Origin of the sequence: Hymenobacter sp. BT188 (genome assembly GCF_014333585.1) — a bacterium.
Lineage (GTDB): Bacteria > Bacteroidota > Bacteroidia > Cytophagales > Hymenobacteraceae > Hymenobacter.
Window position 1 is genome coordinate 203,069 of sequence record NZ_JACSCW010000004.1, and the last position, 14,168, is coordinate 217,236.

Annotated in this window: 6 protein-coding genes; 5 read left to right on the top strand and 1 reads right to left on the bottom strand. The window is 56.0% G+C overall.

All coding sequences use genetic code 11. From position 1 onward, the window contains the following. Positions 1–5: 5 nt before the first annotated feature. From H8B13_RS12415 to H8B13_RS12435, 5 genes are all read left to right on the top strand, one after another. A complete protein-coding gene (locus H8B13_RS12415; RefSeq protein ID WP_187311136.1) occupies positions 6–1,493 on the top strand; it encodes a RagB/SusD family nutrient uptake outer membrane protein in 1,488 nt (495 codons plus the stop codon). 160 nt (positions 1,494–1,653) lie between these two features. Continuing rightward, the gene (locus tag H8B13_RS12420) at positions 1,654–5,355 is read left to right on the top strand and encodes a DUF4450 domain-containing protein (RefSeq protein ID WP_187311137.1); all 3,702 of its coding nucleotides are present in this window, start codon (positions 1,654–1,656) and stop codon (positions 5,353–5,355) included. Positions 5,356–5,523: 168 nt separating this feature from the next. After that, positions 5,524–7,665, top strand: a complete 2,142-nt coding sequence (locus tag H8B13_RS12425; RefSeq protein ID WP_187311138.1) for a hypothetical protein — start codon at positions 5,524–5,526, stop codon at positions 7,663–7,665. Positions 7,666–7,930: 265 nt separating this feature from the next. After that, entirely contained in the window at positions 7,931–9,592 is a 1,662-nt protein-coding gene (locus tag H8B13_RS12430; protein ID WP_187311139.1) for a glycoside hydrolase family 28 protein, read from the top strand. Positions 9,593–9,799: 207 nt separating this feature from the next. Then, positions 9,800–10,984: a glycoside hydrolase family 88 protein gene (locus H8B13_RS12435; protein ID WP_315985136.1), complete on the top strand. Its 1,185-nt coding sequence runs from the start codon at positions 9,800–9,802 to the stop codon at positions 10,982–10,984. A 190-nt stretch (positions 10,985–11,174) separates the two neighbouring features. On the opposite strand, the gene H8B13_RS12440 is transcribed toward H8B13_RS12435, so the two are convergent. Further along, complete coding sequence (locus tag H8B13_RS12440; protein ID WP_187311140.1) at positions 11,175–14,045, bottom strand: glycoside hydrolase family 2 protein; 2,871 nt, start codon at positions 14,043–14,045, stop codon at positions 11,175–11,177. Positions 14,046–14,168 lie beyond the last annotated feature (123 nt).

Genomic DNA, 14,168 nt, shown 5'->3' on the forward strand with positions numbered 1-14,168 from the left:
TTCCCATGAAACGAATATTTCTCCTTCTGGCCACCGCCTGCATGCTCACTCTGGGCAGCTGCGAAGATGACCTTGATCAAACACCGCTTTCCAACGGTTCGGTGCCGGCTTTCTTTAAAACTGCTGTTGACTTCGAGCAGGCCATGAACGCGGTGTACAGCCAACTGCGTGGCTACCCCGACCGCATCCTCATCCTCTCAGACCTGCGCTCCGACAACTTCTACGGAGTCAGCAGCCAGGGTGTGCGAGACTGGGACGCCATCAACAACTTCAACACCACCCTCTCGGTGAGCCCCTACATGTCCGATACCTGGGCATCAGATTTTGGCGCTATTTTTCGGGCCAATACCATGCTCGACCAATTGGAAGCCAACGGCTCGGTGGTAAGCGAGGGGCTGCGGTTGCGCTATGAGGGCGAAGCCCGCTTCCTTCGCGCTTTCCATTACTTCGACCTAGTGCGCATGTTTGGCCGCGTGCCCGTTATTGATAAAGCGTTGCTGCCCCAGGAGGTAGCCAAAATTCCGCGCGGCTCGGTAGCAGAGGTATACGACCTGATTATCAGCGACCTAGAATACGCTAAGGAGAATCTGCCCCTGAACTACACGGGTGCCAACGTAGGTCGCGTGACGTCGGGTGCTGCTAAGGGCTTGCTGGCGTTGGTATACCTCACGCGTTCGGGTCCTACTTACGGCATCGATGGTCCGGGTTTGGCCAGCAACGAGAACGACAAAGCTTTGGCATTGCTTAACGAAGTAATTGACAGCAAGCGCTATTCCTTGGTGTCCAGCTACGCGAACGTGTTCTCTTACACCAATGAGAACAATTCGGAAGTGTTATTTGACGTCCAGTATATCGTAGGCAATGGCGCCACTCATCCGGGCGTAATGGTGCCCGATAACTACTTCACTTCCCTGGGCATTCCGTTTGGTTCGCGTGGGATTGAGATAAAGCCGGTTTCTACTGATTTCCTGAGCATTCTGGCGGCTAATGATGATCGTCGCGCGGCCAGTGTGCAGACGGGTTATCTGGTAGCAGGCGTGGCCGAAAATCGCACCGTACTGAAAAAATATGTGAGTGCTGCCGGCCGCGGAACGGGCAACACCGATTGGCCCATCAACTTCATTGTGATGCGCTACGCCGATATTCTGCTCATGAAAGCCGAAGCTATTCTGCGCGGCGGCGGTGGCACGCAGGCAGATGCTTTGAAAGCTGTTAATGAGGTTCGCACCCGCGCCAAGCAGCCCGCGCTTACCAGTCTGAATATGATGCAACTCATGGAAGAGCGCCGCCGCGAATTCCTCGGGGAAGGTTTGCGCTGGCATGATCTGGTGCGCTCCGGCACCGTGCTTACCACCATGAATGCCTGGATTGCAAAGGAAGACGCGTCGGGTAAGATGCGCCGCAACATTGGCGCGAATGACATTATCTACGCCGTGCCGCTGAACGAATTGAGCGCCACGCCGGGTCTCTACGATCAGAACCCCGGCTACTAAGTTGCTGACAGGCATGTAACTAAAAGCCCGGCTCTTTCCAGGAACATAGACTGGCCAGAGTCGGGCTTTTTGCTGCCCTGGGGGGCAAATTCACGGATAACTAAGCGTAATGAGTAGATACGAGTGTAGACAAACCTTTCTAATCTCGCTTTCGGCAAGCATGACTTGCCGACTGGTTGCTGGTCTCTGCTATTTGCTGCCAGTGGCAGCGCTGGCGCAATCCGGTCCGCCCGCCGCCCCCGCGCTTTGGCACGATCAGTCTCGCACGCTCCGCTACCGCCCCGACGGCTTCGACTTTGTTATTACCAACGGCAATAAACGTTTCGCCCGCGCCTTATACGGCACCAACACTCCCTTCCGCGTAGAAGCCGGCGACATGCCCGAGTTTGCGCTCTACCTGCCCGGTATGGGGGGCAATTTTAAGCTCGGTTTACTAGTCGATGGTCAAAGCAAGTGGCTGATCGAGGCTGATAGCATTGAGGCCCGCTACCGGCCCGGCGCGATGATCTACGAAGTGAAAGATCCGCTGCTGGGAGCCGGCATGCTGCACCTGGAAGTGCTGGCCCAAACCGACGCCGAAGGCATGCTGATCCGTGCCCGCTTCGAGAATGTGCCCGCCAACAAAGTGCGCCTGCTGTGGGCTTTTGGCGGCGCTACGGGTAAGAAATTCAGCCGCGACGGCGACATCGGTGCCGACCCAGAATCCAACTTCTATTTAAAACCGGAGTATTGCCAAGGCAATGTTTTCGAGCTAAAAAACAACACCTTCCGACTGACGTACGGCACTGCACCAAAGCCCCCGAAAAGCGATGACACGCCGGCAAAAATGCCCCCCGGTCTGTCGGATAAGCCTGATGCGCCACTACCGCGCCCGCACTTGGTGGGCGTAATGCCGCCGACCTCGGAAATGCACATCGCTGATGCCGCTCAGCAGGCATCACCCGCGCAGCTTTACGCTTCGCAAGCATCTGCGACTCCCGTCTTGGCTGGCGCTATCAAAGCCAAAGCAGGGGAGACGTTTTACTTCGCCATTCAAAAACCGGAAGCAGCGGCGTTGCGCTACGCAGAGTTGCCGCAAGCCTGGAGCCGCGCCGAGGCTGCCCGGCAAAAGCTGGCTAATCGGGTGCGGGTGCAAACCCCTGACCCTTATATTAATACCCTAGGCGGCGCACTTAGTATTGCCGCTGATGCCATCTGGCAGGACCCCGCCTATCTGCACGGCTCCATTGCCTGGCGCATGCCCCTTAATGGCTGGCGCGGGGCCTACACTGCCGACCCACTCGGCTGGCACGACCGCGCCCAAACCCATTTTCGCTCGTACGCCAAGTCGCAGCTAACCAGCCCGGCCGTGGGTCCGCTGGTTATGGATACGGTCCTGCACCTGGCTCGCCATCAGGAAAAACTGGGTACGGCGGTGTTCAGCAGCGGCTATATTTCGCGTAATCCTGGCGGCGATTTTCGTCCCCACCACTACGACATGAACCTGGTCTACATCGACGCGTTGCTGCGGCACCTGCGCTGGACCGGCGACCTGGCTATGGCTCGCGAGCTGTGGCCCGTTTTGCAACGCCACCTGGCCTGGGAAAAGCGCAACTTCGACACCAATAATGATGGTCTCTACGACGCCTACGCCGCCATTTGGGCCAGCGACGCCCTGCAATACAGCGGAGGCGCGGTAACGCATTCATCTGCCTATAACTACCTGGCTAACAAGTTGGCCGCCGAACTGGCAACGCGCTTGGGCCAAAATCCCGAACCTTACCGGCAGGAAGCCGCCAAGATTCATCAGGCCCTCAACGCCCGATTGTGGATGCCATCCCAGGGTTGGTACGCCGAGTATCAGGATGCGCTGGGCCTGAAGCAGCTGCACCCCGCCGCTGCCCTCTGGACGGTTTATCACGCGCTGGATTCGGAAGTGCCGGATGCTTTTCAGGCCTACCAGGCGCTGCGCTACGTGGATACCAATATTCCGCATATTCCGGTCCGGGCAACGGGCTTGCCGGATGAAGGCTACCATTTGCTTTCGACCACCAACTGGCAGCCCTACGACTGGTCAATCAACAATGTGGCCATGGCCGAGGTGCTGCACACCACGTTGGCCAACTGGCAGGCCGGGCGCACCGAGGAGGCATTTAAACTCTGGAAAAGTGCTTTGCTTGAAAGCATGTATTTGGGCTCTAGCCCGGGTAATATTCAGCAGGTTTCCTTCTACGATGCCCACCGCGGCGAACTGTACCGCGACTTCGCCGATCCCATTGGCGTGGCATCCCGCACGTTGCTGGAAGGCTTGTTCGGCATTGTACCTGATGCTCTGGGGGGCATTTTGACCATTCGCCCCGGCTTGCCCGCCGCCTGGAATAACGCATCCTTGACGGTGCCCGATATTGACTTTGACTTTAAGCGGCGGGGACAACAGGATAAATACAATATAACGCCGCGCTTCGCGCAGCCGCTCCGATTGCGTATACAAGTACAGGCCCGGGCCGAGGCTGTTCAGTCAGTAACGGTGAACGGGCAGGCCGCCAAATGGCAGGCAGTGGAATCGGCCGTAGGACAGCCGGTTATTGAAATAAGCAGCGCGCCGGCTGCCAAATACGAGGTGGCCATAATCTGGCAAGGCGCCGCACCCGATACGGCCGCCATAGCCCCGGTGTACGCTGCCGACAGCCAGCTGGAAGTGCGCTTCCCGCACGCAACTATTACCAAGGTATTTGACCCACAAAAAGCGTTGCGCAATGCCGCGCCGAATGGCTCCGCGCTAACGGCTCAGGTGACCGGCTTAACGGGTGCCCGCACTGCCTTCGTGCAGCTCCGTCAGGGTGGGCTTACCTGGTGGGCACCGCTGGCTTTTGAGGTTAGGGAAACGGTAAAAATTATTGCTGAAAAAGCCCCCCAGCGGAACGGTTTGCGGTTCTGGGTTCAGAATAATACGGAAGATATAGCCGCGAAAGTAATCGTGGGCAACGGCCGCAAACCGTACAGTACCAACGTGAAAATTCCGCGCGGCGCGACTATGGAAATAGCGGTGCCCACTGCGTTTGTTGTGCCCGGTTCCAATGTCGTGACTGTGGAATGGAGCAACGGCCGAGTCGTGGATAAAGTGCTGACTTGGGCCGCTCCTAAACCGCCCCAAACCCGCTACGAAACCGTCAATCTGGCACCGCATTTCAACGATCAGGTGACCCAGATTTTTCAGAACGAATATCTCTCGCCTCGTCCTGCGGGGCCTACGCTCCAACTGCCTACTCAGGGCATTGGCAACTGGTGCTATCCACTTACTCAAGCTGTTATAGATGACACTGGTTTGCGCCAGTTGGCGGGGGGCAAAAACGAGATTGTTTTGCCCTGGGGCACCCCCCTGCGCACGCCCGGTACAGCAGGGGAGAAGAACATATTGTTCGTTTCGCAGTGGGATAATTACGCGGACCAGGCGACGGTGCCGCTGGGGGGCAAATCCAGCCACGCCTACCTACTCATGGCCGGCTCTACTAACCCCATGCAAAGCCAGCTCGTCAACGGCGAAGTACTGGTAACCTACGCCGACGGCACCACCGATACGTTACCCCTGCGCAACCCTGATAACTGGGCGCCCATTGAGCAGGACTACTTTCAAGATGATTTCGCCTTCGATACAGGGGCCCAAAAACCCTTCCGCCTTCATCTCAAAACCGGCCTGCTCACCCGCGAATTCAAGGACTACACCAGCATCAAAGGCTTCAGCACCCGCGCCATTGATGGTGGTGCTGCCACTGTGTTGGATATGCCCCTCAATCCCAAGAAAAAGCTCCGCAGCCTCACTCTAAAAGCGCTGGCTAATGATGTGGTCATTGGCCTCATGAGTGTGACGCTGGTGCGGGAATGAGATGCGCCAGATGCTTGAAACAACATATTCAAAACCATCAAATACAGACTGTCATGCAAAGCACCGCGAAGCATCTCGCGTGCTGACGAGAGATTACCAATCCTGTCAAACACGCGAGATGCTTCGCGGTGCTCTGCATGACGGTCTTTTATAACACCAAATTAGCCTATGTCTTCTCTCCCGAAAATCCTTTCCTACCTTCTGCTGGCTGGTGTCAGTACGCCCCTTGTTGCTCAGCAAAAACCTATTAACCGCCAAGCTTTGGTGGAGCGCCACCGCGTGATTATCACGAACACCGATACGCTCTCATCGTTGTCGGTGGGGAATGGTGCTTTTGCCTTCACCGCCGATGTAACAGGGCTTCAGACATTTCCAACTTACTATGAAAAGGGCGTGCCGCTGGGCACGCAGTCGGAGTGGGGCTGGCATACGTTTCCAAATACCCAGGGCTACAAGTTCGAACAAAGTCTGCGTGAAGTGGAGTTGAATGGCCGCAATGTGCCATATGCAGTGCAGGTGAAAACACCCGGCAACAAGGAAGCCGTCGATTATTTGCGGGCTAATCCACACCGTTTGCAGCTAGGTAATCTGGGGTTTGTATTGCTGAAAAAGAATGGACAGGAAGCTACAATCAAAGACCTGCGCGACATCCGACAGGAACTCAACCCCTGGACGGGTGAGCTGAAAAGCCACTTCACGCTGGATAATGTGCCGGTCGATGTAGTGACCGTAGGGCATCAGCAAGAGGATGCAGTAGCTGCGCGGGTGGAGTCAGACCTGATGAAATCGGGTCGTTTGAAAGTAGGTCTGCGCTTTCCGTTTCCGACAGCCAGCTGGTCCGATATGGGCACCGATTATTCGCACTCCGATCAGCATAAATCAACTATAGCTGATCAAAAGAAAGGCACAGCCCTGATTTCGCACCAGCTGGATACTACCAAATACTACGCGTCGCTGAGCTGGCAGCAGTCTGCTACGCTGGCCGCGGGCAAAGCGCACGAGTTTGTGCTCACGCCCGGCAAGGGCGAAAAAGTGCTGGAGTTTAGTTGCCGTTTCTCGCCGCGCCCTCGCCCCACGGCTGCGCCAACGTTTGCCGCTACTCGCCAGAATAGTCAGCAGCAGTGGGGGGCTTTTTGGCGTAGTGGCGGCGCCGTCGATTTTAGCGGCACCACCGATCCGCGAGCCCGCGAGCTAGAGCGTCGCGTTGTGCTCTCGCAGTACCTCACCAAGCTGCAAGGTGCTGGTTCGCAGCCGCCCCAAGAAACGGGCCTTGTGCTCAATAGTTGGTATGGTCGGCCGCACCTGGAAATGCACTGGTGGCACTCAGCCCATTTCGCTTTGTGGGGTCGCCCGGCTCTGCTCGAAAAGAGCCTGACTTGGTACGCGCGCCCCGACGTGCAGGCCGTAGCACGCGGCATTGCCAAGCGCCAGGGTTACGAAGGCGTACGCTGGCAGAAAATGACGGACCCCTGGGGGCAGGAAGGACCCTCGTCGGTGGGAGCCTTTTTGATCTGGCAGCAGCCCCACTTTATTTACTTCGCCGAGGAAATTTACCGGCAGCGCCCCAACGCGGCTACCCTAAAACTGTATCAGGCCCGGGTATCTGCCACCGCCGATTTTATGGCTTCATACCCGTTTTTCGAGAAGGATAAGGACCGCTATATTTTGGGAAAAGGCGTAATTCCAGCCCAGGAGCGCTTCAAGGCTGAAGAAACGTTTAATCCCACCTTCGAGCTGGTGTACTGGAATTGGGCCCTCAACACCGCTCAGCAGTGGCGCGTGCGCCAGGGCCAGCCGCGCAACCCGAAGTGGGATGCCGTCCTGCAAAAACTCTCCAAATTGCCCCAGGCCAACGGTGTGTATCTAGCCACTGAAAGTGCCCCCGATTCTTACACCAACCCTGAGTTCAAAACCGACCACCCTTCCGTGCTAGCCGCCCTTGGTGTTATGCCCGCCACTGGCCAGGTAGATCCCGCCACCATGCGCCGCACCTTCGACCTGATCTGGAAGGACTGGAGCTGGGACAAAACCTGGGGCTGGGACTTCCCCATGACCTCCATGACCGCCACCCGCCTCGGCCTCCCCGACCGGGCCGTGGATGCTCTGCTCATGAAAGTGCAAACCAATACCTACCTGCCCAGCGGCCACAATTACCAGGAAGGCCGCCTACCCATTTACCTCCCCGGCAACGGCGGTTTATTGGCTGCTGTAGCCCTCATGTGCGCCGGCTATGATGGCTGTAAAGAGGAGAATCCCGGCATTCCGAAAGGCTGGAAAGTGCGGTGGGAAGGTCTAAGCAAAATGCCTTAATGATAGAACGACCAACTCCCCTCCTCATCTGAGGAGGGGATGCCGCCACGAAGTGGCGGCTGGGGTGGTTGAGGTCGTTGTTTAGTTGTTTAACAGACCACTTTACAAATAACTTCAGCAACGAGCCAACCACCCCTAGCCCACGCCGCTTGATGCGCGGAATTCAGCGGAGGAGGGGAACTAGCTTCTAGCTCTCTACCAGTAGTAGCTTTCTACCTCTTTAGTCTTACTCTATAACTCCCTCTGTTACTCTCCAACTCTCATCATGATAAAACACCTCTCCCTGCTTAGTCTTCTGGTGCTGCCAACTTTGGCTTCCGCCCAGACCTATTTCAAGCCGAATTTGCCCCCTGTCAAAACCACTTCCTTCCGGGCCGATACCTTTTCGATAACCAAGTACGGCGCGGTGGCCGATGGCGTGACTTCTAACACCACGGCTTTGCAGCAAGCCATTGACGCCTGTGGCCAGAAGGGTGGGGGAGTGGTGCTGGTGCCGCGCGGGCACTGGCGCACGGGGCCCATTGAGTTGCGCAGCAACGTGAATCTGCACATTGCCGAAGGAGCGCTGGTGCAGTTCAGCAATAAGATGGCTGACTATAAGCTGATTAAAACCAACTGGGAAGGTTTGGCCGCCGTGCGCAATCAGCCGCAGATTTATGGCAAGAACCTGGAAAATGTAGCCGTCACCGGCAAAGGCATTGTAGATGGCGCGGGCGAGGCGTGGTATATGGTGCAGAAAGGGCGCTCCACTGAATCGGGGTGGAAGCAGCTGGTGGCGTCGGGCGGCGTGCTCAACGAGAAGCAGGACCGCTGGTATCCCTCGCCGCAAAGCCTAAAAGGCACGTTGGTAAAAGAGGCTGGTGTGCTCAGCGAAGAGAAATCCGAAATCAAGGATTTTGAGGATATCAAGGACTATCTGCGCCCCGACATGCTGGTGCTCGACCATTGCAAACGGCTGCTGCTGGAGGGTGTGACGTTTCAGAACTCGCCGGCCTGGACCCTGCACCCGATGATGAGCGAAGACGTTGTGGTGCGCAACGTGACCGTGCTCAACGGACCTTACACCCCCAATACCGACGCGCTGGATTTGGAATCCTGCAAAAATGGGTTGGTGGAAGGCTCCACATTTGACGTGGGCGACGATGCTATCTGCATCAAGTCGGGGCGCAACGAGCAGGGGCGGCAGCGGGCCATGCCTACCGAGAATTTTATCATCCGCAACTGCAAAGTGTACCGCGCCCACGGCGGCTTCGTGATTGGTTCGGAGATGTCGGGTGGGGCGCGAAATATCTACGTGTCCAACCTCACGTTTATCGGCACCGACATTGGGCTACGCTTCAAAACTACGCGGGGTCGTGGTGGCGTGGTCGAGAATATCTTCATCGAGAATGTAGACATGAAAGATATTCCCGGCGAAGCCATTCTCTTCGACATGTATTACATGATCAAAGATCCGACCCCGCAGGTAGCAGGCTCAAAAGAGCGGCCCATTTCGCCGGCCAAGCCCGTGGATGAGAGCACGCCGCAGTTTCGCAAAATTCAGATTCGCAACGTGACCTGCAACGGCGCCAAAACCGGCATTCTGGTGCGCGGCCTTCCCGAAATGAGCATCAAAGACATCAGTATCGAAAATGCCGTTTTACAAAGTCAGCAGGGGCTGGTTTGCATCGAAGCCGACAATATTCAGCTGCGCAACGTGACGCTGCTAACACAGAAAACCGACCCAGTAATGGAGGTGCACAACAGCCAGAATATCACGCTTGATAACATCAAATATGCCCCCCAGGCGGCTGTACTGCTGCGCGTTTCGGGTGCGGAAAAGGCGAAGAATGTGCGGCTTGTTAATACGGATGTTTCGAAGGCAAAAGTAGGGGTGGAGTTTGGTGAGAAGGTAAAGAAAAAGGCCGTCGTCGTTTCCAAAAATTAAGACGCTAAGGCTGGGTGAAATTACCCAATCTAAAGCCCGTCATGCAGCGCGTCGCGAAGCATCTCGCGTGTTTACTTGCAATGGTAATTCACGAAGCGAGAGAGATGCTTCGCGACGCGCTGCATGACGGTCGACTTCTTTGACCATTATATAAAATCATTTCTGGGCTAATAACCCCCGAAAAAGCCCCCCAAACGCGCTTTCTGTATGAAAAAAATCCTGTTGCTTTCGCTGTTGTATCTGCTAGTCTGCCCAGCGGTTTTTGCCCAAAAGAAATCGGCCGCATTATCACAGCGCATGGCCGATTCGTTTATCAAGCGCTACCCCGATTCCCTGGGGCTGGAGCAGAATAAAGTGGCCCGCTGGGGCTACGAACAGGGTCTCATGTTGAAGGCCATTGAACGCGTGTGGCAGCGCACGGGCGAGCGGAAATACCTCGACTACATCGTGCGCATTATGGAGTATTCCATCGGCGCTGATGGCTCCATTCAGCGCTACAAGTACGAGGACTTTAACCTCGATAACATCAACACCGGCCGCATTCTGCTTACCCTGAGTCAGCAGCCGGGCTTAGATCAGGAAAAGTACCGCAAAGCCGCGCACCGCCTGCATCAGCAGCTTAATGCGCAGCCGCGTACGAAGGAAGGCGGCTATTGGCATAAGAAGCGCTATAGCAACCAGATGTGGCTGGATGGCCTATACATGGCGGAGCCTTTTTCCGCTGAATACAGCAAGCTTTTCAAGCAGCCAAAAGGCTTTGATGAGGTAGCCAAACAGTTTTCTTTAATCGAGAAAAACCTGGTTGACCCCAAAACGGGCTTGCTTTACCACGGCTACGACGAAAGTCGGGAGCAGCAATGGGCCAACAAGAAAACGGGCTTGTCGCCCAACTTCTGGGGACGCGGTATAGGCTGGTACGCGATGGCGCTGGTTGATGTGCTCGACTACTTTCCTAAGGATCATCCGGAACGGGCCAAGCTTATTATGTATCTGCAACGTTTGGCTCCCGTGTTGGCGAAGTATCAGGACCCGAAAACGGGCGCATGGTGGCAAGTAAGCGACCAAGGCAGTCGCGCTGGCAATTACGTGGAAGCTTCCGCATCGTGTATGTTTGTGTACGCGCTGGCTAAGGGCGCCCGCCTCGGCTACATCGATAAGTCGTTCCAGAAAGTAGCCGACAAAGGCTATCTAGGAATTCTAAAGCAGTTTGTGCAAACTGAATCGGATGGGTTGCTGACCCTGAATGGCACGGTGAGCGTGGGTGGCCTCGGTGGCACTCCCTACCGCGACGGCAGCTACGAGTATTACCTAAGCGAGCCTATTCAGAAGAATGATTTTAAAGGCGTGGGGCCATTTATCATGGCTAGTGTGGAGATGGAAATGGTGAAGTAGACTATTTGATAGTCGAGATGTTGAAGAACGCCTCTCGACTATCGAATAGGCGGTCATGCAGAGGCGGAGCCGAAGCATCTTGCGTGTTTAGTTGAGTTACTACTCTCACATCAGCACGCGAGATGCTTCGGCTCCGCCTCTGCATGACTTTCTTTTGGCTGTTATGACCAAGAGAACTTTTCTGCTTAACTTAAAATAAATCGTTCTTGGCTGGAACAGTGTAAGGCTGGGGTGTGCCGGTTGTTTTGGGTAGGCCGAAGAAGAAATAAAGCGTGCGTTTGGTGGAGCCGTTGAGGTGGTTTAGCTCACTATTAGGGCCTAGGTTTTTGGTGTTGGCGTCGATGTTCAGGGCTAGCTTGGTGCCCAGGGGCGGGATGGCATCGAGGAAGGATAAATTCCCCCCCGGCAGGTCCGGGCTGGACTTTACGCCAGATAGACCGTAGAAATCGAAGAGGCGCACGAACAGGCCTTTGTCGGGGCTGGCGACCAGAAACTTACCTTCTACGGTGTTCATTTCCAGCCAAGCGATGTCGGCGAAGTAGCCTTTGAATTCTGGATAAATCCAGGGGGCCGCACCGGTGTGGGTATTGTTGTAGGCGTTTTCCCACACGTCGGTGTTAACACCCTGCAGGCGGTTTTTCCAAACGCGGTAGGGGCCTTTGCCCAGCCATTTGGCCCCTATGACGAAGTTTTCGGGGTAGGTGAAGCTCAGGCCAGCGAAAGGAAAATCGCCTTGCAGCGCGTACTCGTAATCGAGCTGGAGCCAGCCGCTGCCGTACATTTTCCAGCGCACGGTTTTGAGGTCGCCTTCGTAGCTGGCTTCGATTACTTCCCCATCGGATTCGGTGCGACGGCGCAGGCCTGTGAACTTGGCTTGGCCAGCTACCAGAATGGGGCCGTTGCCGAAGGATAATTTGTCGCCGCTGTTGCCTTTCAGACCAGTAATGTGGCCGTTGGTTTTGTTGAAGGTGACGGTGATGTTGCTGGCTTTGAGTGTGAGCGTGGTGTCGGTTTCGGCAGTTTCGATGGGCTGCTTTTCCTTTTCCTGTAGCGTCAGGATGTTGCGGAGCAGTTGTTTGTTGCTTCCTGTCGACCAGGTCCACTTGTACACCAGGTTCTTTTGTGGGTCGAAGGCGGAGAGCACTAACGCATCATAGTTTTTCCAGTCTTTAGGCAGGCCGAGCTTAAGCTTGCCCTTCGCCAGGGGAGCGATTTTGGGGCTTTCCACGCGGCTTTTTTTCATGGTAGTCGAGCCGGTGAAGGTCTCGCCGGGCTGGCGATGATTCACCAGCTCCCACTGGAAAAAGCACTGACTGAGGTTGTTGAAATGGTAGCGGTTTTCTACTTCCAGTGTGCCATTAAACTTGGCCGGTAGCTCTTCCAAATCAATCTTGATGGGGGAGAAAATCTCGCGGATGGCGTAGAAGCTGCCTTCCTTTTCGCGGTGCGGGCCCACCACGCCGTCGGGCGCGTTTACGCCGTTCACGTCGATGATATTGCGCTGGTCGGTGCGCACGATGCCTTCGTCAACCAGGGCCCATAAAAAGCCCCCCGCCGAGCGTTGAGAAGACCAGTGTAGCTCCCAGAAGTCGTGGAGGCCCACAGCGGCACCGCCGTCGTCCTGGGCGTGCAGAAACTCGGTGGGCATATAGATGAGCGAGTCGGCTAGGATTTTCTGGGAGCTGTAGTAGTTCTCGTAGTGGTTGCAGTCGATGCCGTTGTGCTGGTTGCCGGGGCGGTGGTGGGCGTGAATGACGGGGCGGTTGGAAAGGTCGTATTGGCCGTAGTCGTCGTCCAGTTCTTTGTTGTGGCCGCCCTCGTTGCCGTTGCTCCAGAAGATGATGCTGGGATGATTCACGTCCTTCTGCACCATCTCTTTCACCAGCTTAGCACCGGCGGGCGTGCTGTACGCTTTTTGCCAGCCGGCCAACTCGTCGAGCACATAAAGGCCCAGGGAGTCGCAGATTTCTAGGAACTTAGCGTCGGGCGGGTAGTGCGACATGCGCACGGCGTTCATGTTCATCTCCTTCATCAGCTGCACATCCATCAGGTGGATGGAGTCGTTGAGGGTGCGGCCGGTTTCGGGCCACCAGCTGTGCCGGTTGATGCCCTTGAATTTTACCTGCGTGCCATTCACATAAACGCCCTTGCCGCGCCTAATTTCAATGGTGCGAAAGCCGAAGCGCTCCGAGGTCTGATACAGATTTTGCCCCCCAGCCTGCATCGCCACATTCACGCGGTACATATTCGGGGTTTCGGAGGTCCAAAGCAGCGGCTTGCTGACGGTCGTTTTCAGTTGAATCAGCGAATCCTGCGCATTGGCCCGGCCCCGTGCCGTACCCACTACAGTGCCTTGCGCATTCACAATATCAGCCTGCACGTCGGTGGCTTGGCGCAAACCTTTTAGGGCGACATTCATCTTAAAAGAGCCATCGGCGCGGGCATCGATGGCGAGCTGGGGGCTGAACTGCTTGGGAAAAGCTTCGAGGTAAACAGGCCGGAAAATGCCACCGAAAATCCAGTAGTCGGCCAGGCGCTCGGCGTTATTTACGGAGGCGTCGGCCGACATCTTGCTCACCGTTACTTCCAGAACGTTGGGCTTGTCGAAGTTGAGCTTGTCGGAGAGATTGTATTTGAAGCGGTAAAAAGCCCCCTGGTGAATCGGGCCGGCCAATTGACCATTTATCTTGACTTCGGTATCCGTCATCGAGCCCTCAAACACGATGAATACCTCCCGGTCGCGCCAGGTGGCGGGCACTTGAAAGGTGTGCTTGTACATGCCTTTCTCGTCGGCGAAGCGGAAGTTTTTGCCGTAGGTTTTGTAGTCGCGGCCGTAGTTGTAGCTGCCAAAACCCTGCTGCTCCCAGCACGATGGTACCTGAATTTTGGTCCAGAAACCACTTTTGCGGCCGCCGGTGCAGTAAAAATCCCAGGTGGCGGTGTGCGTGTTGTCGGTGCCGGAGAGGTAGCGGACTTGCTTCTGCGTGGGCGTTTGGGCGGCAGTATTGCCGGCCCAAAGCAGCGTCAGACAAGTAAGCCAAGTCAGCAGGTTGGTCTTCATAATCAGTAGCTCAGAAGGGCGGAAGGAGGCGTTTGGTAAGCCAACTTAGGCCAGATTTCTTCTGCGTGCTACCTGTAGTATCCTGCTTCGGCCTAAACTCGGCGCTTTTTCCCGTCTGGGGGG

What these genes read in the sequence shown, in the direction of transcription:
- H8B13_RS12430 (WP_187311139.1), top strand. Translation starts at nt 7,931, where the DNA reads ATGATAAAACACCTCTCCCTGCTTAGTCTTCTGGTGCTGCCAACTTTG.
- H8B13_RS12415 (WP_187311136.1), top strand. Translation starts at nt 6, where the DNA reads ATGAAACGAATATTTCTCCTTCTGGCCACCGCCTGCATGCTCACTCTG.
- H8B13_RS12425 (WP_187311138.1), top strand. Translation starts at nt 5,524, where the DNA reads ATGTCTTCTCTCCCGAAAATCCTTTCCTACCTTCTGCTGGCTGGTGTC.
- H8B13_RS12435 (WP_315985136.1), top strand. Translation starts at nt 9,800, where the DNA reads ATGAAAAAAATCCTGTTGCTTTCGCTGTTGTATCTGCTAGTCTGCCCA.
- H8B13_RS12420 (WP_187311137.1), top strand. Translation starts at nt 1,654, where the DNA reads ATGACTTGCCGACTGGTTGCTGGTCTCTGCTATTTGCTGCCAGTGGCA.
- H8B13_RS12440 (WP_187311140.1), bottom strand. Translation starts at nt 14,045, where the DNA reads ATGAAGACCAACCTGCTGACTTGGCTTACTTGTCTGACGCTGCTTTGG.